At 56.9% G+C, this 19,451-nt stretch carries 15 protein-coding genes and 3 rRNA genes; 5 read left to right on the forward strand and 13 right to left on the reverse strand.

Going from position 1 to position 19,451, the window contains the following annotated elements:
* Positions 1 to 243 precede the first annotated feature (243 nt).
* The 4 genes from BBCT_RS08150 to BBCT_RS08160 all read right to left on the reverse strand — a co-directional run bounded on the left by BBCT_RS08150 (position 244) and on the right by BBCT_RS08160 (position 2,907).
* Complete coding sequence (locus BBCT_RS08150; protein ID WP_003835928.1) at positions 244 to 1,299, reverse strand: LacI family DNA-binding transcriptional regulator; 1,056 nt, start codon at positions 1,297 to 1,299, stop codon at positions 244 to 246.
* A 76-nt stretch (positions 1,300 to 1,375) separates the two neighbouring features.
* Positions 1,376 to 1,792, reverse strand: a complete 417-nt coding sequence (locus tag BBCT_RS08665) for a type 1 periplasmic-binding domain-containing protein (RefSeq protein WP_003835930.1) — start codon at positions 1,790 to 1,792, stop codon at positions 1,376 to 1,378.
* A 33-nt stretch (positions 1,793 to 1,825) separates the two neighbouring features.
* Positions 1,826 to 2,047: a LacI family DNA-binding transcriptional regulator gene (locus BBCT_RS08670; RefSeq protein WP_050776548.1), complete on the reverse strand. Its 222-nt coding sequence runs from the start codon at positions 2,045 to 2,047 to the stop codon at positions 1,826 to 1,828.
* Between the two features lie 155 nt (positions 2,048 to 2,202).
* Positions 2,203 to 2,907 (reverse strand): histidine phosphatase family protein, encoded by a 705-nt coding sequence (locus BBCT_RS08160; protein ID WP_003835933.1) that lies wholly within the window; start codon positions 2,905 to 2,907, stop codon positions 2,203 to 2,205.
* 140 nt (positions 2,908 to 3,047) lie between these two features.
* Between BBCT_RS08160 and BBCT_RS08165 the strand changes: the two genes are divergently transcribed.
* A complete protein-coding gene (locus tag BBCT_RS08165; RefSeq protein ID WP_003835937.1) occupies positions 3,048 to 3,416 on the forward strand; it encodes a DUF4235 domain-containing protein in 369 nt (122 codons plus the stop codon).
* Positions 3,417 to 3,424: 8 nt separating this feature from the next.
* Here the strand turns inward: BBCT_RS08165 and BBCT_RS08170 are convergent, their stop codons facing one another.
* The 5 genes from BBCT_RS08170 to BBCT_RS09565 form a co-directional block, all read right to left on the reverse strand.
* A complete protein-coding gene (locus BBCT_RS08170) occupies positions 3,425 to 4,015 on the reverse strand; it encodes a hypothetical protein (protein WP_003835939.1) in 591 nt (196 codons plus the stop codon).
* Positions 4,015 to 6,432, reverse strand: a complete 2,418-nt coding sequence (locus tag BBCT_RS08175) for a glycoside hydrolase family 2 TIM barrel-domain containing protein (protein ID WP_003835941.1) — start codon at positions 6,430 to 6,432, stop codon at positions 4,015 to 4,017. The genes BBCT_RS08170 and BBCT_RS08175 overlap by 1 nt, the downstream gene beginning before the upstream one ends.
* Positions 6,433 to 6,518: 86 nt before the next feature.
* Positions 6,519 to 6,926, reverse strand: a complete 408-nt coding sequence (locus BBCT_RS08180; protein WP_226557322.1) for a hypothetical protein — start codon at positions 6,924 to 6,926, stop codon at positions 6,519 to 6,521.
* Positions 6,927 to 6,935: 9 nt separating this feature from the next.
* Positions 6,936 to 8,516: a glycoside hydrolase family 3 N-terminal domain-containing protein gene (locus tag BBCT_RS09560; RefSeq protein ID WP_231858059.1), complete on the reverse strand. Its 1,581-nt coding sequence runs from the start codon at positions 8,514 to 8,516 to the stop codon at positions 6,936 to 6,938.
* A gap of 39 nt (positions 8,517 to 8,555) precedes the next feature.
* Entirely contained in the window at positions 8,556 to 9,986 is a 1,431-nt protein-coding gene (locus BBCT_RS09565; RefSeq protein ID WP_231858060.1) for a glycoside hydrolase family 3 C-terminal domain-containing protein, read from the reverse strand.
* Positions 9,987 to 10,170: 184 nt separating this feature from the next.
* Between BBCT_RS09565 and BBCT_RS08190 the strand changes: the two genes are divergently transcribed.
* Genes BBCT_RS08190 through BBCT_RS08200 form a run of 4 tightly spaced genes read left to right on the forward strand, consistent with a single transcriptional unit; the run spans position 10,171 to position 13,012 of the window.
* The gene (locus tag BBCT_RS08190; RefSeq protein WP_003835946.1) at positions 10,171 to 10,887 is read left to right on the forward strand and encodes a LytR/AlgR family response regulator transcription factor; all 717 of its coding nucleotides are present in this window, start codon (positions 10,171 to 10,173) and stop codon (positions 10,885 to 10,887) included.
* Positions 10,884 to 11,270 (forward strand): hypothetical protein, encoded by a 387-nt coding sequence (locus tag BBCT_RS09570; RefSeq protein WP_003835949.1) that lies wholly within the window; start codon positions 10,884 to 10,886, stop codon positions 11,268 to 11,270. Before BBCT_RS08190 ends, BBCT_RS09570 begins: the two co-directional genes overlap by 4 nt.
* A 5-nt stretch (positions 11,271 to 11,275) precedes the next feature.
* Entirely contained in the window at positions 11,276 to 12,184 is a 909-nt protein-coding gene (locus BBCT_RS08195; RefSeq protein ID WP_226557324.1) for an ATP-binding protein, read from the forward strand.
* 48 nt (positions 12,185 to 12,232) lie between these two features.
* A complete protein-coding gene (locus BBCT_RS08200; RefSeq protein WP_033512957.1) occupies positions 12,233 to 13,012 on the forward strand; it encodes a nitroreductase family protein in 780 nt (259 codons plus the stop codon).
* Positions 13,013 to 13,020: 8 nt separating this feature from the next.
* Here BBCT_RS08200 and BBCT_RS08205 read toward each other — a convergent pair whose 3' ends face one another.
* The 4 genes from BBCT_RS08205 to BBCT_RS08220 form a co-directional block, all read right to left on the reverse strand.
* The gene (locus tag BBCT_RS08205; protein WP_003835954.1) at positions 13,021 to 13,272 is read right to left on the reverse strand and encodes a hypothetical protein; all 252 of its coding nucleotides are present in this window, start codon (positions 13,270 to 13,272) and stop codon (positions 13,021 to 13,023) included.
* Between the two features lie 293 nt (positions 13,273 to 13,565).
* A 5S ribosomal RNA gene (gene rrf / locus BBCT_RS08210) occupies positions 13,566 to 13,682 on the reverse strand.
* A 222-nt stretch (positions 13,683 to 13,904) separates the two neighbouring features.
* A 23S ribosomal RNA gene (locus tag BBCT_RS08215) occupies positions 13,905 to 16,978 on the reverse strand.
* A gap of 453 nt (positions 16,979 to 17,431) precedes the next feature.
* Positions 17,432 to 18,959 (reverse strand): 16S ribosomal RNA (locus tag BBCT_RS08220).
* The 16S, 23S and 5S rRNA genes sit together here, the layout of an rRNA operon.
* Between the last annotated feature and the right edge of the window lie 492 nt (positions 18,960 to 19,451).

Genomic DNA, 19,451 nt, shown 5'->3' on the forward strand with positions numbered 1-19,451 from the left:
CGCATTCATCGTCACATGAGCGGACTAGAACAGTGCAAACAGCGACAACATCACCGGATGTAAGATCAGAATATGACGAACAGCACGGCAATGAAAATCGCGCCGATGCCGTAAGCCATGATGAGCATGGAGTTGTCGCTGACGTCACAGCATACAACACTATCGATATGCAGTACCGCTTACATCGAACTGACGTATTTCCTGCAGAGTGAGCGACAGCCAATGCATGGCCCTTTAGGTTCGCTACTCGTTGATTGCCCGGTCATTGTCACGCAACACCAACTGCACCGGCGCGTCGGTCTCACGTAAGGTCAGGCGAGCATGCATGATTTCATGCGGCTGACCGAGAGTCTCCCCATTAATGAGTGTGAGCGCTTTATGTGCGGCTTTACGGCCCATCAGAAACGGATCTTGTTTCATGGTGGTCAGGTTCATGATATCCGCATACTGACTGTCATCAAATCCGATAATCGAATAATCCCGCGGCGTGAGCTTGTCATACCGTTCCAGTCGCACAATCAGCGGAATCGCAATGGTGTCGGTTTGACAACAGATTGCATCCGGGAATTGATCAAGCGCCAACAACGAGGCCAAGGCACTGTCGGCGTAGCCACCATCGCGCGGCACTTCAAGCACCTTCCAGTGCAGGTCGTGGCTTGTCTCAGCGGTCTGACAAGCATGGATGAAACCCTGACGACGAGCATCGATAGAGGCATTAAGCGAATCGGCGGCGCGCGAGCAGATGTACACGATGTATTTGTGACCGAGATTGATGAGATGCTGCGTAGCAATCATCATGCCCTCGTCGTCGTCAATGCATACGGTGGCATCGAAATCTTCACGTCCCGGCGTATTGATACCAACGATCGGCACACGAATGCGCTTGAGCTGCTCAACTTCACGCGAATCGACGGCGAAGGAAGCGACGAATACTGCATCCACATTGCGACGTACCGGCAAAGTGGTGAAGAACCGTTCGCGGTTCTCAGCGGTATCGATATGCTGGAACAGTGAAATGTCATAGCCAGCACCATGCATGACATCATCCAACCCAGCAAGCACCCTGTTATTGAACCAACTGGTGATGTCTTCATTCATCAGCATCGCCGCACGATAGGTCAGGCCAGACTTGAGTGCCGTGGCGGAACGGGAAATGTTGAAATCAAGTCTGTCGGCGGTTTCCAACACCTTCCGACGTGTTTTATCGGATACCAAGTCAGGACGCGTGAAAGCTCGCGACACCGTGGAAACGGAGACGCCTGACGCTTTGGCCACCTCACGAATGCCTACTTTGGTCATGATGCCCCTTTGCTACTTCTCGTCTTGCACGGCACGCGACACATTCGTTGTGCGCGCGCGAACATATCTACGTATATCATACTGCCAACGTTGTCAAAAATGAAACGGTTAAAGAAGACACCGTACTTCTTATCCACAATTGCAAACGAATGTAAACCAGCAGGAATGGATACGCCGCACATGATTCTAATAATGTATAAATCACTGTGATTCCAGTGTGTAAAAGTTTAAGGTACCGCGTAGCGAGTCGCATCGCCTGCTCATCGTCGATGGAAACAGACAACGTAAAGGCGCTTTCAGGCAATGCATTAATGCCGACAAGCGGTAGGTTCGCACTTTGCAAACGACTCGCCTCATCAGGGTCTATGTCGAAGGAGGGAATGATTACGGCATCAGCGTTGCGGCGAATCGGTAGGTTCTCGAAAAAAGTGCGCCTGTCTTCCTTGGTGGAGATGGGGTAGACGGAGATGTCGTAACCGGCCGGATTGAACACTGCATCAAGGCCCTCGTAAATTCGTGCGTTGAACTATGACGCAAAGCGATCGTTCAGCAATAGGGCAATACGGTACGTCCGCCCGGCCTGAAACACAGTGGCGGAGTGAGAGATCGAAAAATTCAGTTCATTTGCGGCAGCCAGAACCTTGTCACGTGTCTTCTTCGCTACCACGTCAGGATGCTTGAAAGTACGCGAAACCGTAGCGATGGAGACACCAGCCAGCTGCGCCACGTCTTCGATATTGGCTTGCATGCGCACTCCTTGCATATGATTAGCGCCGTCTTACGGCGATTGTCTCATTATATGCTGAATGCGTTTACATCATTGTCATACCGCCGTTATGACGGCTGATTGTGCCAGACTGCTGCAAATGCCGGTAGGCAACCGACCTTCCATCCGATATGTCTTCAGCAGTTCCAACGCTCTATGACATTGTCACCCTTGTACTGGCTCAGGATGCAGTAATGCGCGGTATCGAGCCGCAGCAGACGGGCGAAATGCGGGTCGACGCCCAACCATTGCGAAGTAAGGATGCGCAGAATATGCGCATGAGCCACCAGCAGCACATCGTGGCCGACGTTCAGCAACGGCAATACTCGTTCGATGGCGTCCCGGGTACGCGCGGCGGCCTCCTCCACGTCCTCGCCCGGACCGTTATGCACCGGAACCTGCTCGCCGGACGGCAATGTCTCAATCCAATCGCCTTCAAGTCCGGGGTTCAGCGAACGCGGACCATCCCGCCATACGTCCCAGGCGAAACCGCTGGCCTCGCTGACCTGCTGGCGTGTGCGCCCCTCGGCGCGACCGTAATCCCATTCGGCGATCTCGGGCAGGATCCTGTAATCGCCGTAACCGGCGAGCGCCGCGGTCTGGCGGGCACGGCGAAGCGGACTTGCGAACATGCAGCCTGGATCGAAACCGTTCGGGAAGGCCGAACGCAAACGCTCTCCCGCGGATTCGGCCTGTAGCCGACCGGCGTCGGTCAATGGAATATCAGTGCGTCCGGTATGCTGACCGGATTCGCTCCACACCGTCTGTCCGTGGCGCAACAGCACCAAGCGTCCGGGCGCAACAACGGAAGCGTCCTTGCTTCCAACATGATTTTCAGTCATATCCCTACTCTAACCGACCCCGCCCATGAACCCCTGCACTTGCTCCCTCGTGTCTTCGGAAATCGCAACATCATTCCGCTACGCGCTTCGCCCATCCGGATTGGCAGGAAAGCACGTCGATCACGCATTACTATGGAACCATGAGTGAAACGCCAGATCTGGAATCTACAGCGGACCGTGTGGTAGCGGCCCTGCGCAACATCGACGGGAAAGTGAACGCCAAGCGCGATCAGAGACTGAACGATCCCGATTCCTTCGGTGACAAAATCTTCAAATTCGCCATGCCTACGCTAGTCGGACTGGCGTTCGGCAAGATGTTCGAGATGGCGTGGAAGCAGAGCGTTGGCCGCAAGGCGACCCTTCCCGACGGCACCACCGACGCACGCAAGGACGCCATCCTCGGCATCGCCTTCGCCGTCATTTCCGCAGCCTTGGGCGCACTGGTCTCGCAACTGTCCGACCGCGGTTCCAAGGCCATCGTCAACCATCGCCACGCCAAGCGCAGGTAGCACGATCATCACCGATCGTCCGACTTGCCCTCCGGGAAGATGATCTTGTATACGAAGAAGTAGATCACCATGGACACGCCTCCGGTGATGAACGTGACCAGCAGATTGTATACGGCTGGATCGAACCGTGCCTGCGCCAACGGCAGCCACAGGCCGTTGATGGCGTTGCAGAACAATGAGATCAGCACCCATGCGATGAAGTACCACAGTATCTGATATGCCACGTTGCCATGTGATTTGAACGTCACGTTGCGTTGCAGCGGGAAGTTGACGCACTGCGCCACGAATGATCTGATCTCATAGCTCAGGAAATATCCAAGGCCACCGCCGATCACCACTTCCCCGGCCGCATTGCGCGCCACCCCATAGCCAAGCACATTCCACGAGTAGTCGATGCCTGCGAACGATATCGGAATATGCGGCCACATGAATGCCGTGGAGGCCAGCCCCTCGCCAAACAGATACGGCAGGAACGTGAACAACGCATATTGCAGCACGGTGACCGCCAGACTGAACAGATAGAACACGCCTATCTGCCAGACCCATTTTGCGGCCTTCGGATGATTCCTCGCAAAGGTTCGCCAAGGATTGACCGCCATTATCTCACCTCGATTCGAGCCGTGGCCTCACCGTACGGACTGCTTGCCTTCACGCTGAGGATTCCCGTCTCGCAAGGCCTGATGATGGCCATCGCCTCGCCGTAGTAGGTGTCGGCGGTATCGCTGCGATAGCTACGCTCGTAGTATGGGCAGGCGCTGCCAAAACCTAGGATTTCGCCGTTTTCCACTTCGATATGCACGTCACCTCGCAGTAATGGTTTGACGGTTCCCGCAGCGTCGGCATACATGAACCGCACATATGCGAGCCCGTCACCGAGCGCGATGCGCTCCGCTTCCGGCACGGCATGCAATCTCGTTTCCTTGCCCGCCGTGGCCAGTGATGTTCTCGCGATTTCCACGCCGTCGGCGTCATACGCCACCGCCGTCAGACTGCCCGGCCTGTAGACGGCCGTGAATGTCACGCGAGCGTCACGTCCGACACGAGCCGACCCGATTTCACACCCGTTCAGCAAGAGTTTCACCCTGGCGGCACGCGCATATACCTCCACTTGCGTGCGTTCACCTTCCTGACCGTCCCACGACCAACTTTCGACCGCATTGGTCATCTTCCAGGCGGACGGCGAATGTTCACGGCCAAGACCGACCGGCACCACGCCGATCGCAATCAGTTTCAGACCGAATGCGACCTGAGTGTATGAAGCCTCCGCCAAAGGCTTGCCGGTCAGGTCGAATCGACCGGCGCCCGCACTCACCCAGCCAAGTGATCCGTCGAAGTTCTTGGCATATTCCGCATACTCCTGCGAGCCGATACCGACTTCCCCGAGATAATCCATACCGGACCATACGAAATCACCGATCAGCCGCGGATTGCTCTGCGCCAAATCCCAGAATCGCGCCGCATCCGAGCAGAAGGTTTCCGAGCCGACGATCACGCGATTCGGATATCTGTTCAGGTCATGCCTGTATCGGCGGATGCCGTAGTTGTATCCGGCAACGTCCATCACGGCGAACGCGCCGCGCGTCTTCCAATCGCAAGGAGGCAAGGTCGCACCGAACTTCATGAAGTCGGCTCCCATGATGCCTGCGAGCCGATTGAAGAATTCGCTGCCGACCGCCTTCTTCTTGCCGGAATGTTCGATTTCCTTCATCGCTTTTTCGTCGGTATACACGCCAAGTCCCATAGATGACAAGAAATTGAAGAAGATATTGACGCCGCAGGTCACTGGTCTGGTCGCATCGAGCCCATGCAGATATTGCGTCATGGCATCGGTCAGAGCGATACCTCGCGGCTGCGCGGTTTCCGACACTTCATTGCCGATCGAATACATGATCACGCTCGGATGGTTATAGTCCTTGGCCACCAGATCAGCCAGATCATCACGATAGTTCGCCTCCACTTCAGTGCCGTAGTCGTAGCGGGTCTTGTGGATGTACCAGCCGTCCACATACTCGTCGAGCATCAACATGCCCAGTCGGTCATAGGCGTCAAGCAACGCCTTGGAACAAGGATTGTGCGCGGAACGGATGGCATTATAACCGCCGCCTTTCAGCAACGCCACCTTGCGTTCCTCGGCAGCCGGATATGCGCATGCACCCAGCAGTCCGTTGTCATGGTGGAGGCAGCAACCACGCAGGATCACACGTTCGCCATTGATACGGAATCCCCGTCGCGCATCACATTCCACCGTACGCACGCCGAAGACCTCACGTTGCTCGTCATCACCGAACCGCACCACACAGGTGTAGAGATTCGGCTCATCGGTGTTCCACAGGCGAACATCGGGAATCACGCATTCCTCATGCATGAGATTGCCCTGCCCATCGAGCCGATCCGACAACGCCTTGAATTGCGCCATGGACCTGCCATCGACATCAAGAACGCTCACATATACGACTCCCGGATGGCTGGTGCGTACGTCGACCGCGATGCGTCTGGTACGGTAATCGACCGTCGTTATGCGCACGCCGTCGGGCATGATATGTCGCTCCGGCATGACACATAGCCATACCGGACGATAGATGCCGGTACCGGAATACCAGCGACAGCTCGGCTGGTCGCTGTTATGCGCTTCGACCGTCAACACGTTGTCGCCTTCGGCTATGTACTCGCTCAGATCCGCATAGAAGCCGGAATAGCCATAATCATGGGAGGCGATCAGCCTACCGTTCAATCGTATGCGGGCATTACGGTAGACACCTTCGAACTCGAGCAGGGTGAGATCACCGGAAGATCTGCGAATGTCGGCGGAAGAGAAATGCTTGGTGTACAGGTAGTCGCGAGCGCTGTACCAGCCGCTGTTCACTCCGGATGGGCTGTCGGCGCTTTTCGGATCCCACTGCATGGCGTCGTGGGGAATGGTCACCGGCACTTCCTCGGCCTCGGATGCGGCCGGACGGCACATCCAGCCGGTATTGAATGGGATTCTGTTCATGATGGTGCTTTCAAAGACGTTCACGAAGGAAGGTCGTCATTCGGGCGCAAGAACGATCGTGGCGCCCCTTCGCCCGAACGACGTCTGACAAATGACGGAGGGCCGGCAGCCTACTTACGCTTACGCATAAACGACGACACCATGAGCATCAGCACGGTGACTGCGGTCAGCACGGTCACCGTCATGACCGGACCGAACAGGCTCTGGTCGCCGAACATGTTCAGATTCATGAAATGGCCGACGAACGTATACATGCATTCCATGACGAACGCACACCATGCGATCATGCCTATCGCCGGCGTTACGGCAATCAGCCAGTCATTGTCAAGAGGTATGGTCGCGGCCTGCGCAAGCACGACCAACACAAGCGGTGCGATGACCCACACGTTGTATGAGCCAGCGGCAACGGCATACATGGCGTAGGCAACCAGTGAGACGATGGCCATCACACCGGCGGCGAGTCCTAGGTAAAAGCCGATAGTTCTGTTGGAGAACATGGATGGAGTTCTGCTATTCATAATGATTCCTCACTTTCCCGTCGCGGTTTCGGATTCGACCTTGACCGTTTCCCGCGCATTCTTGCCTCGACGTCCGGAACGCCACATCATGTAGGCGCAGCCAAGCGTCATCAACGCAAACGCCGCATCCACACCGAAGATCGCGTAACGCCACCAAGGGGTGACTTTGACCACTTTGGCGTTGGCATCCAACCCGTTGATCAGGCTGGTACGAGTCAGCGCATAGTGGAAGTTCTTCATTGAGGTGCGCAGATAGCCGAGCATATCGCCGTCGTCATTGTCTTCGATCTGATTCTTGATGCCTGCGGCCGCGGTATTGCCCGGATCGATGCAGTAGGTGGTCACGCCTGCTGCCAATGATGACGGGAAATGCGACTTGTAGGAGCCGCCGGCCACGCCGTCGGTTTCGATCATGCCCTTAAAGCCCCATTCGTTGCGGATCACCTGAGTGGTCAGCGCGGTGCTGGCTGAGGACCAGACCACACCGAGTCTGTTGAACGACATCATCAAAGCGGTGGCGTTCTCGTTGCTGACGATGCCTTCCACGCCCTTGAGCGCACCCTCGCGGAATGCCTGCTCGTTGAAGAACATGTTCAGACCTTCGCGATACAGCTCCTGATCATTGCCTGCAACATGCTTGACACCCTGTGCGAAGCCTTTCTTCTGAGCAGCTGAAAGTTCCACGAGGTTGTCAAGGTAGACCATGATGCTGTCTTCGGACCAGTATTCGCCATTGCGCCCGCCGAACGGAGTGCGGTGCAGATTGCCGCCACCACCCCATCCGACCGGGGTCTTGGCATACAGGGCTTCCTCACCGACCAGTTCGCCACGACGTTGCATGCGTCCATAATCCCAAGTGCTGGCGAGCACATTGGTCGCCGGATACAGGGTGACGTCACGGGCGTCACCGTACTCTTTGGCGTAGGTATTGCCGCCGACGCTGGCGGTACCGTCACCAGCCGCATACGCCGGTCGGTTCACGGAAGCCGCTTCGGCCGTGCCGAACAAATCGGAAAGCTGGGTGGTCATCTCATCGATGGTCATTTCGTCAAGATATTTGTTCCAGGTCTCGTCATCGTTGTAATCGACGTCTTTCATCATCACGAACGTCAGACCATTGTCGGCTCCCTGCGTGTAGTCGCTGACGGACTTGGAATCCTTGGACTGCCGATACAGATCACCCTTAAGCAGTTCGATCATCTTGCCGGTAGCGGTCATCTTGACCGGTTCGGTCGGGAAGGTGCCTTTCCAATCGGAACGGGTCAGATAGGTGACGGCACCATCCTTCCAATAGTTCGCGTCGGCATCCTCGAACCGGTTGGTGACCCGTTCGCCCGCATCGGATTTGGCATAGGTCTTGGTGTCGACGTCGTCATACGACCACCGGTAGGTTTTGGCCGCATCCCCCTCCACCGGCTTGCCATCGAAGTCGGTCATACCAGTGGCGTTTTCGGCCGCAAGTACATTATTCAAAGCATCATGCGCATTGTCGCCAATGGTGAAATAGTAGTCACCGGCGCTCAGAATATAGCCCTTGGCCTTGGTGTAGTCATAGCTGGCCAACAGGTAGCGGTCCACCGTAACGTCCACGGTTTCGGAAGCACCCGGCTGCAATGTCTTGGTACGGCCTTAGCCGGCAAGCTGGATGGCGGATTTCTCGACCAGATTCTTCCGCTCATATTCACCATACGGGGTCTGCGCATACAGTTCCACTACAGAGGCACCCGCAATATCACCGGTGTTCTTCACCGTTACCTTGGCGGTGAATTCATCCTTGTCACGGTCGTAGCTCACACCGTCGAGCGTCTGTTCAAAAGTGGTGTAGCTCAGACCGTACCCAAACGGATAACTGACTTCGTCCGCATAGTTCCATGCCGAGGCACCATGCGAAGCTCCGACCGAGCTGGCCGCTCCGCTGCCCGGATTCGTCACGGCGTCCGCGTAGCGGGTCTCATAGTATTTATAGCCGACATAGATGTTCTCGGGCTGTACGGTCACATTATCGATATTGACCGGCTTATCGCTGACTGCGGCGTTCACTTCATCGACGTTCGTCCATTGGTTTGAGTTCTGGCTGGAAGTGTGCGCGGCCGGCGACGACATGGAATCGACGGCATACGTGTCGGTCAAACGGCCCGAAGGGTTGGCCTTGCCCACCAACAGATTGGCCACTCCTTCGAAACCACGCTGCCCTGGATTGCCGATCCACATGCAGGCATCCACACCGTAGTCATCAAGCCAGCCGACCTCCATCGGAAAGGCGGAATTGAGCAGCACGATGGTCTTGGAGAACTTGCCGGAATCCTTGATCATCCGCAGCAGGTCCTTCTCGTCCTGATGCAGACTCAGAGCACTGATGCCCTCCGGATCCTTCATCATCATCTCCTTGTCTTCACCGCCTTCACGGGCAAGCATGACGATGGCGACATCGTGGTAATCGTCCTGCCAGCTGGCCTTGAGCTGATCGGTATAGAACGATGCCGGCTCCTCGCCAAGCACCGGGGCGTCATTCAACGCGCCATTCGAACGTGGATCGCCGGAAACCTGCAGGTTGTTGCTGGCCACACGCTTGGTATCGCTCTTCGAATAGGCGTCAAACAGAGTGTTGTTCACCGAGAAACCGGCATGTTCCAGTGCGGATTTCAGATCAATCACATATTTGCCGATGTCGGCGGCGCTGTTGGCGCCACCCGGGCTGTAGACCGGCTGCACCACGGCGTGGCCGAACAACGCGACATGTTTGTCTGAGGCAAGCGGCAGCGTGCCGTCGTTGTTGCGCAACAGCACCGAACCCTCCTCCTGCTCAAGCACGGACTCGCCGTACGCGTCGGCGATGAGCTTCTGTAGATTTTCGGCATTCAAGTCGCCATATTCGCTGGCGTAGTACGTAGTGTTTCCGCCGCCTTCACCGGCGACGATTCTCGTGCTGGACGTTCCCAGCGCGGAGTTGATCGTTCCCGCATACATGTACGAGCATTGCGTCCCACAGATGCCAAGCACCAGCAATGTGCCTGTCACCGATGTGAGCCCTCGCCACAGCAGACCGGAATTCCCTTTCATCTCGACTCCTTCGTTGTCACATGTTGATACCGACATCAATGTCAATTCCATGGTGCGCGGCACGGCCACCCCCTACCTTCCCGGATGGCGTAACTGGTCATTCCCAGGGGCATAACTGGTTCTTTCGCCATTCGACCCGAGCATGTGACGTTTCCTATAATGGAATCCGTCGCAATGAGGAGGCATGAACACCGTGAGGATCGCAATCATCGACGATGACGCCGACGAACGCAAGACCCTGCAGGCATCGTTCGAACGGCTTGCGCAGGAGAGCGGATCCGCAATCGTCATCATTGAATTTGCCGGCACCGATGATTTTCTTGACGGCTACGACCGCTCCTTCGACCTGATCTGCATGGATATCGACATGCCCGGCACCGACGGCATGTCCGCCGCACAACGCCTACGTCAGATGGACGCCGATGTTCCACTGGTATTCGTCACCAACATGGCGCAGATGGCGATTCATGGCTATGCCGTACATGCGTTGGATTTCATACTCAAACCCATCAACTACTACTCCTTCTCCATCAAAATGCGCGGTATTCTGGCACTGATCGGCAATCGTCGTAGGAAATCGCTCGTTTTCCCGACGACGGACGGTTTTCTACGCATTTCATCCGACAATCTCTACTATGTGGAAGTGCGTGGGCACCATCTGTCCTTCCACACCACACAAGGCGTCATCCGGCAACGTGACTCCCTACGCAACTGGGAAGCCAAACTGGAGGGATTGCCGTTCGAACGCTGCAATAACAGCTATCTGGTCAATCTCAAGCAGGTTACGGCCGTGGCCAAGGACTCCGTGCAGGTCGGATGCGACTGGCTGCCAATCAGCCGAACCAAAAAGAAACCGTTTATGAACGCACTCACCGAATACATGGGAGGCACCAGCGTATGATCGACCACGCCTGGCTGCAGGTTTCCTACATGGCACAGATCATCGTGGCCTGCCTACTGTTCATGATTCCGGTCGCAAAACGACGTCGTTTCCCCGCACGATTCGCTTCATGCACCATTGTTCTGCTAATGATCGCCTATATGTTCGGCGCCGCCGTCACGGTACCCGACAACCTGCTGTTGGCCATACTGTATTGGCCTGCATTCGCGGTCATATGCCTTCCCGCAGTGGCGTTGTGTCTGCAGGCGGGATTGTCGGAAGTACTCTACTGCACCATCTGTGCGAACGCCACGCAGCATGCGGCCAACGAATGCTATCTGGCGCTCAGCATCGCACTCGGACGCACAACGCCGATCTGCCCACGCTCCTCAACGGACTGTTGACCACGGTGATCTATATCGCCATCTACGGCGCGTTCTTCATCATGTTTGCACGCAAACTCGCAGTGCATGGACATTATCGGGTGAATCGCAATGACCTGTTCCCCATGGCCTGCATTCTGCTGTTCGTGTGGGTATTGGGCGTGTTGTGCCATGATGATGTCTCGCTCCATGGCGTGGTCTACCACATCAGTGACGCATTATGCTGCTTTTACATCATGTGGGCTCAGCGCAGCAATCATGACAAGGCCGAACTGCAGCGCGAACTCGACGGCGTACGATACACGCTGCTGCAGCAACAGAAGCAGTATACGGTCAGCCAGGAGACGATCGACATCATCAATCGTAAGTGCCACGACCTGAAACATCAGATTCGCACGCTGCAGACCATGCAGGAAAGCCCGGAGCGTGACGCATACTTCGCCGAAGCCGAACGGGCGATCATGATCTATGACACCCGCATCGACACAGGCAACAAGGCCCTCAATACCGTACTGATGGAAAAAGGCCTGTACTGTCAATCTCACGATATTCAACTCACCTGCATGCCGAGCGGCGATTCACTGGACTTCATGCAGGTCGCGGATATCTATGCACTGTTCGGCAACGCGCTCGACAATGCCATCAACGCCACTATGGAACTGAATGACCCATCCAAGAGGGTAATCAACGTACGCTTCTCATCACAAGGCAACCTGATGCTGATTCAGATTCAGAACTATCATCAGCGTCGGCTGCGTTTTCGTAATGGCCTGCCCATTACGACGCATCAGGATGCCACCCGACACGGATTCGGCATGAAAAGCATGCTGCACACGGTCGAACAGTACGGCGGCACCATGCAGGTGGATGATACCGACAGTGTGTTCACGTTGCGGATCCTGCTGCCGAAGAATCCGGAATCCTCTACCGGCTGAACCAAGGCATCCTTGCGTAATCCTGCAAAACGGACGAAAATGGGTGACATGAGCAATCTTCTTCACAATGCCACTGTTGACACTCTGCTGGAACGTCGTTCCATCCGCAAATTCAAGTCGAAGCCGCTGGGGGATGATGTAATCGAAACCCTTGAAACCGTTGCACAGCATGCGGCGAGCAGCCAGTTCCTCAATGACTGGTCCGCAATCCGCGTGACCGATCCCGCAGCCAAGAAGCGTCTCGCCGAAATCGGCGGACAGCCGTATATCGCCACCGCGCCACTGCTGTATGTGTTCGTACTTGACGAACACCGCAATGCCGCAATCGCTTCCACAAAGGGCGTAGATACCACTTCCGACACGTTTACGCTGAATGGCAGTTACCGCTACTCACAGGCCCAGAACGATGCCGTACTGGCCCTGCATGCGATGGAAACGGCCGCATACTCACTCGGCCTTGGCTGCGTGATTCTCGGCTCGCTGCTGAATGACGTTCCGGCGCTGATCGATCTGCTGAATCTTCCGGAATACACGTACCCTGTGCTGGGACTTGCGATCGGTAAGCCCGATCAGGATCCTGCACTTAAGCCGCGTATGCCGCGTTCCATGCAGTTCTTTGAGAATGAGTATCCGTCGAACAATGAGACGTTGCTTGCCGGTTTGCAAGATTTCGACGAGGAAGTGCATCGATATTACGATTTACGCAATACCGAGCGCCCGGTTGATACGTTCAGCGATCAGATCGCATCAAATGCGGTCGATCCCGGTGTGACCAGCAAGACCGTGGCTCCAAACGCCAAGCGCCAAGGCTTCCGCCTCGAACGCTGACGGAACTACTACTTGCGGCGTGGTTTGTAACCTTTTTTGCGGGAATGCGGTTTAATCTGCTGATTGAAAGGCACGTACGTGTAGCTGGATTGTGGATCGCGATGCGTGAGATGCCAAGTTCCGCAGAATTCGCACCGATAGACCCAAAGTTCAGTGCCGCGTTCACGCCAACTTTGGTCGGCGGCCTGCTGGGCTGTTGCTTTGTCGTGATACATGATTTTGTTCGATTCGACACAGCGTTTGGGTACGAAATAATGCATAGTTCTTCAGTCTATTCAACCATCGGATAAGCGCAAGAGGCTCCCCCTGAAATTCCTGAAATCCCTCGGCGTTCTAGATCTCCCGGCGCGTGGAATAATCCGGACGCCGAGCAACGGGAAAGGCCCGACGGGAACCCCCGAGGCAATGGGCTCCGGTCGGCGGGCCGGCACAACAAAGCATAAAAAAGGGGGTTCCCGGAGCGTTACGCCCGACGGGAACCCCCAAGGGAAATACGAAAAGGGACCTTCCGGGAATCCCGCAGGGGACTCGACCAGAAGGTCCAGACAGTTGGATGCGGCGGCGTGCTACTCTCCCACACCCTCTCGAGTGCAGTACCATCGCCGTGCCAGGCCTTAGCTTCCGGGTTCGGAAAGGGACCGGGCGTCTCACCTGGGCCATGACCACCGCAAAACCACTCTAAACGGCCAACCCCCAACCGGGATCGGCCGGCAACGGAACCAGCCACACGACCGATTCCGGTCGTGGCGGTCCGGGAACCGGACAACGGACGCAAGCAAATCAAACGCCTTACCAGTATCGTCGTCGTGACCACAAGAAACAGCGTTCCTTGCCATCCAACGAGAAAACCACCACAGGACGAGACCCAATCCCCAACCAGGGGATCGGAAAGAGTGTGCCGCGTTCGCCCGTTAGTACCGGTCGGCTCCATCCCTCGCGGGACTTCCACCTCCGGCCTATCGAACACGTGTTCAACATGCGGGCTACAGACACCGAAGTGCCAAGGAATCCTAATCTTGGAGCAGGCTTCCCGCTTAGATGCTTTCAGCGGTTATCCCTCCCGAACGTAGCCAACCGGCCATGCCGCTGGCGCGACAACCGGCATACCAGAGGTCCGTCCACCCAGGTCCTCTCGTACTATGGGCAGGCCTCCTCAGGATTCCAACGAGCGCAGAGGATAGAGACCAAACTGTCTCACGACGTTCTGAACCCAGCTCGCGTGCCGCTTTAATCGGCGAACAGCCGAACCCTTGGGACCTGCTCCAGCCCCAGGATGCGACGAGCCGACATCGAGGTGCCAAACCATCCCGTCGATATGGACTCTTGGGAATGATCAGCCTGTTATCCCCGGGGTACCTTTTATCCGTTGAGCGATGCCGCGCCCGTGCGCCGGCACCGGATCACTATCTCCGACTTTCGTCCCTGCCCGAACCGTCGTTCTCGCAGTCAAGCCCGCTTGTGCGATTACACTCGAAACCCGATTGCCAACCGGGCTGAGCGGACCTTTGAGCGCCTCCGTTACTCTTTGGGAGGCAACCGCCCCAGTTAAACTACCCGCCAGGCACTGTCCCTGAACAGGATGACTGTTCGAGGTGAGACGTCAAACGAGAACAGAGCGGTATTTCACCTTGCGGCTCCACACGGGCTGGCGCCCGCGCTTCGAAGCCTCCCGCCTATGCTACACAATCCGCGCCTAACGCCAATACCAAGGTATAGTAAAGGTCCCGGGGTCTTTTCGTCCTTCTGCGCTTAACGAGCATCTTTACTCGTACTGCAATTTCGCCGAGCTCCTGGTCGAGACAGTGGGGAAGTCGTTACGCCATTCGTGCAGGTCGGAACTTACCCGACAAGGAATTTCGCTACCTTAGGATGGTTATAGTTACCACCGCCGTTTACCGGGGCTTGAATTCACCGCTTCACCCGAGGGCTGACGGATCCTCTTAACCTTCCGGCACCGGGCAGGCGTCAGTGCATATACAGCGGCTTGCGCCTTCGCATGCACCTGTGTTTTTGGTAAACAGTCGCTACCCCCTGGTCTGTGCCACCCCCGAAAGCTCCGGAAGCAAGTTCCATCACCATCAGGGGTCTCCCTTATACCGAAGGCACGGGAGTGATTTGCCGAGTTCCTTGACCAGGATTCGCTCGATCGCCTTGGTATTCTCTACCTGACCACCAGTGTCGGTTTGGGGTACGGGCGGCAACGCCCCTCGCGCCGAGGCTTTTCTCGACGGCCTGGACCACCGGATATCGCGCCTGAAAGGCGCCCATCATCGCACCTCACCCTGCATGTCCCACGGATTTGCCTATGGGACGGGCTGCGTGCTTGACCACGGAAAACCACCTCCGCGGCCGGCTCCCATTCCGTGTCACCCCTGTGCGCTAACCTACCAGGACTACATTCCCAACAATCGCGCGCCCCGAACCCCGAAGGGAACGACGCCACGCGACCGGAGGTTAGTACTCATCCGTTCGGCTCTTGCGGTTCGCTGCCGGTACGGGAATATCCACCCGTTCATCCATTCGACTACGCCTGTCGGCCTCGCCTTAGGACCCGACTCACCCGGGGACGACGAACGTGGCCCCGGAACCCTTGGTCATCCAGCGGACGGGATCCTCACCCGTCTCTCGCTACTCATGTCTGCATTCTCACTCCCCCGAAGTCCACGGCGCGCTTGCGCGGCCGCTTCGCCCCTCGGGGGACGCTCTCCTACCCAACAGCAAAAAACTGTTGCCGCGTCTTCGGTGGTGTGCTTGAGCCCCGCTACATTGTCGGCGCGGAACCACTAGACCAGTGAGCTGTTACGCACTCTTTCAAGGATGGCTGCTTCTGAGCCAACCTCCTGGCTGTCTATGCGACTCCACATCCTTTCCCACTTAGCACACGCTTCGGGACCTTAGACGACGATCTGGGCTGTCTCCCTCTCGACGACGGAGCTTATCCCCCGCCGACTCACTGCCGGAATACACATCAACGGTATTCGGAGTTTGGCTGCTGTTGGTACCCCATACGGGCCCGCAAGCATCCAGTAGCTCTACCCCCGCGATGCAATCAACCGACGCTGCACCTAAATGCATTTCGGAGAGAACCAGCTATCACGGAATTTGATTGGCCTTTCACCCCTAGCCCCAGGTCATCCCCCCGGTTTTCAACCCAGGTGGGTTCGGTCCTCCACGCGGTCTTACCCGCGCTTCAACCTGCCCAGGGCTAGATCATCCCGCTTCGGGTCCAGGGCACGCGACTCAAAACGCCTTTTGAGACTCGCCTTCGCTACGGCTCCCCCACGACGGGTTAGCCTCGCCACGCACCACTGACTCGCAGACTCATTTTTCGATAGGCACGCCGTCACCCCACTTGAGGAGGCTCCGACGGATTGTAGGCGCACGGTTTCAGGAACTCTTTCACTCCCCTCCCGGGGTGCTTTTCACCTTTCCCTCACGGTACTGGTACGCTATCGGTCAGACAGGTATGCTTAGACTTACCCCACGGTCGGGGCCGATTCACACGGGATTCCACGAGGCCCGCGCTACTTGGGACACATGATCGGAAGACGGCAAGCTTCCAGGTACGGGGCTGGCACCCTCTGCGGCCAGGCCTTCAAGCCTGTTCCCCTGGCAAGCCGTTTTATGACTCCCGCCCGGTCCGTCGGAACCGGGACACACGCTCCCGCAACACCACGGACGCAACCCCCGACGGGTATCACGCGCCCATGGTTTGGTCTGATCCGCTTTCGCTCGCCACTACTCACGGAGTATCCCTTCCTGCAGGTACTGAGATGTTTCACTTCCCTGCGTACCCCCGGAACAACAAGGTTCCGTGCCGGCCCATGACGGCCGGCGGGTTGCCCCATTCGGAAATCCTCGGATCGAAGCCATGTTGGAGGCTCCCCGAGGCTTATCGCATCCTCAAACGTCCTTCATCGGTACTGTCTGCCAAGGCATCCACCATACGCCCTTCAGGGCGGCACACGCCCCGAAAAAACCTAATGATAGCTTTTCTACGCCAGACGACAAATCATCACACTGTAAAAAATGATCACAAAACGATCGATCTCGAAACCAGACTCCAAAAAATAGAGCCTGGCGAAATCGCGATAAAGCAAACGATGACATCAAAATCATCGCATTGCTCGCGTCCACTATCCAGTTCTCAAACCACCACGCACCCAAGAAACGATCCGGACACGGCACACCGGCCGGCCGACCGCCCCAAGGGGACATCCGGAAAACCGCACGCGACCAAGTCGCGGGTGGCGGTCCGGGAACCCAAAAGCATACCCATACCACTGCCCGCAGGCCCCCAAAAGAACCCGCGAAGCCAACGATCTCTTCCACACCAGCACGCCCACACCACTCCGGGAACCGTTCCCGGCATGTGGGCCACACGACGGACGCCAGACCGGCGTCCTGAAAACTCCGTAGAAAGGAGGTGATCCAGCCGCACCTTCCGGTACGGCTACCTTGTTACGACTTAGTCCCAATCACGAGTCTCACCTTAGACGGCTCCATCCCACAAGGGGTTAGGCCACCGGCTTCGGGTGCTACCCACTTTCATGACTTGACGGGCGGTGTGTACAAGGCCCGGGAACGCATTCACCGCGGCGTTGCTGATCCGCGATTACTAGCGACTCCGCCTTCATGGAGTCGGGTTGCAGACTCCAATCCGAACTGAGACCGGTTTTCAGGGATCCGCTCCATGTCGCCATGTCGCATCCCGTTGTACCGGCCATTGTAGCATGCGTGAAGCCCTGGACGTAAGGGGCATGATGATCTGACGTCATCCCCACCTTCCTCCGAGTTGACCCCGGCGGTCCCCCGTGAGTTCCCACCATGACGTGCTGGCAACACAGGGCGAGGGTTGCGCTCGTTGCGGGACTTAACCCAACATCTCACGACACGAGCTGACGACGACCATGCACCACCTGTGAACCCGCCCCGAAGGGAGACCGTATCTCTACGGCTGTCGGGAACATGTCAAGCCCAGGTAAGGTTCTTCGCGTTGCATCGAATTAATCCGCATGCTCCGCCGCTTGTGCGGGCCCCCGTCAATTTCTTTGAGTTTTAGCCTTGCGGCCGTACTCCCCAGGCGGGATGCTTAACGCGTTAGCTCCGACACGGAACCCGTGGAACGGGCCCCACATCCAGCATCCACCGTTTACGGCGTGGACTACCAGGGTATCTAATCCTGTTCGCTCCCCACGCTTTCGCTCCTCAGCGTCAGTAACGGCCCAGAGACCTGCCTTCGCCATTGGTGTTCTTCCCGATATCTACACATTCCACCGTTACACCGGGAATTCCAGTCTCCCCTACCGCACTCCAGCCCGCCCGTACCCGGCGCAGATCCACCGTTAAGCGATGGACTTTCACACCGGACGCGACGAACCGCCTACGAGCCCTTTACGCCCAATAATTCCGGATAACGCTTGCACCCTACGTATTACCGCGGCTGCTGGCACGTAGTTAGCCGGTGCTTATTCGAAAGGTACACTCACCCGAAGGCTTGCTCCCGATCAAAAGCGGTTTACAACCCGAAGGCCGTCATCCCGCACGCGGCGTCGCTGCATCAGGCTTGCGCCCATTGTGCAATATTCCCCACTGCTGCCTCCCGTAGGAGTCTGGGCCGTATCTCAGTCCCAATGTGGCCGGTCGCCCTCTCAGGCCGGCTACCCGTCGTAGGCTCGGTGGGCCGTTACCCCGCCGACTACCTGATAGGACGCGACCCCATCCCATACCGATGAAATCTTTCCCGACACCCCATGCGAGGAGTCGGAGCATCCGGCATTACCACCCGTTTCCAGGAGCTATTCCGGTGTATGGGGCAGGTCGGTCACGCATTACTCACCCGTTCGCCACTCTCACCAGGCAGCAAGCTGCCTGGATCCCGTTCGACTTGCATGTGTTAAGCACGCCGCCAGCGTTCATCCTGAGCCAGAATCGAACCCTCCACAAAAAAATTTCATGAAGAGAACCAACATGTGACTCTCAAAAAATAAGAAAATTGACGATCGCCTTATAAGGAAAGGCGCATCGCACGAAAACCCCACCGTCCTTCAAAGGCCTCCCGGCCACTCCCCCACACGGGAGAAGCGGACGATGGACTGGCAATCATTGACTATAAAGAAGTAGTACAAATACGCTCTTGAGTTCTCAAACCACCACCACTCACCCACCTTACGGAACCCCGACCGGGGAACCACTCGCTGAGCGGCAGCGAAGAGTTAATTTACACGAACCCCGGCAATCACGCAACCCGGCACCCCGAAAACACCGCCAAAACCCCTGCAAAACAACACATCCACCGGCGTGTCGAAATTCCGTCCTCCCTGCCGCGCAGATCGCAAGACCGACTCCACCACCGCCAAAAAACCGTCAGAAAAACCGATCGCAGCGTGTCGCACAACGCGACGACACGGCAATCAGCAGCCCGGCAACGCATCACAGG

It is taken from the genome of Bifidobacterium catenulatum DSM 16992 = JCM 1194 = LMG 11043 (assembly GCF_001025195.1).
GTDB lineage: Bacteria > Actinomycetota > Actinomycetes > Actinomycetales > Bifidobacteriaceae > Bifidobacterium > Bifidobacterium catenulatum.

Bases quoted from the DNA above. Each gene is read 5' to 3' on its own strand.
- BBCT_RS08150 (WP_003835928.1), bottom strand. From the start codon at position 1,299: ATGACCAAAGTAGGCATTCGTGAGGTGGCCAAAGCGTCAGGCGTCTCC.
- BBCT_RS08670 (WP_050776548.1), bottom strand. From the start codon at position 2,047: ATGCAAGCCAATATCGAAGACGTGGCGCAGCTGGCTGGTGTCTCCATC.
- BBCT_RS08160 (WP_003835933.1), bottom strand. From the start codon at position 2,907: ATGACTGAAAATCATGTTGGAAGCAAGGACGCTTCCGTTGTTGCGCCC.
- BBCT_RS08165 (WP_003835937.1), top strand. From the start codon at position 3,048: ATGAGTGAAACGCCAGATCTGGAATCTACAGCGGACCGTGTGGTAGCG.
- BBCT_RS08170 (WP_003835939.1), bottom strand. From the start codon at position 4,015: ATGGCGGTCAATCCTTGGCGAACCTTTGCGAGGAATCATCCGAAGGCC.
- BBCT_RS08180 (WP_226557322.1), bottom strand. From the start codon at position 6,926: ATGAATAGCAGAACTCCATCCATGTTCTCCAACAGAACTATCGGCTTT.
- BBCT_RS09565 (WP_231858060.1), bottom strand. From the start codon at position 9,986: ATGAAAGGGAATTCCGGTCTGCTGTGGCGAGGGCTCACATCGGTGACA.
- BBCT_RS08190 (WP_003835946.1), top strand. From the start codon at position 10,171: ATGAACACCGTGAGGATCGCAATCATCGACGATGACGCCGACGAACGC.
- BBCT_RS09570 (WP_003835949.1), top strand. From the start codon at position 10,884: ATGATCGACCACGCCTGGCTGCAGGTTTCCTACATGGCACAGATCATC.
- BBCT_RS08200 (WP_033512957.1), top strand. From the start codon at position 12,233: ATGAGCAATCTTCTTCACAATGCCACTGTTGACACTCTGCTGGAACGT.
- BBCT_RS08205 (WP_003835954.1), bottom strand. From the start codon at position 13,272: ATGCATTATTTCGTACCCAAACGCTGTGTCGAATCGAACAAAATCATG.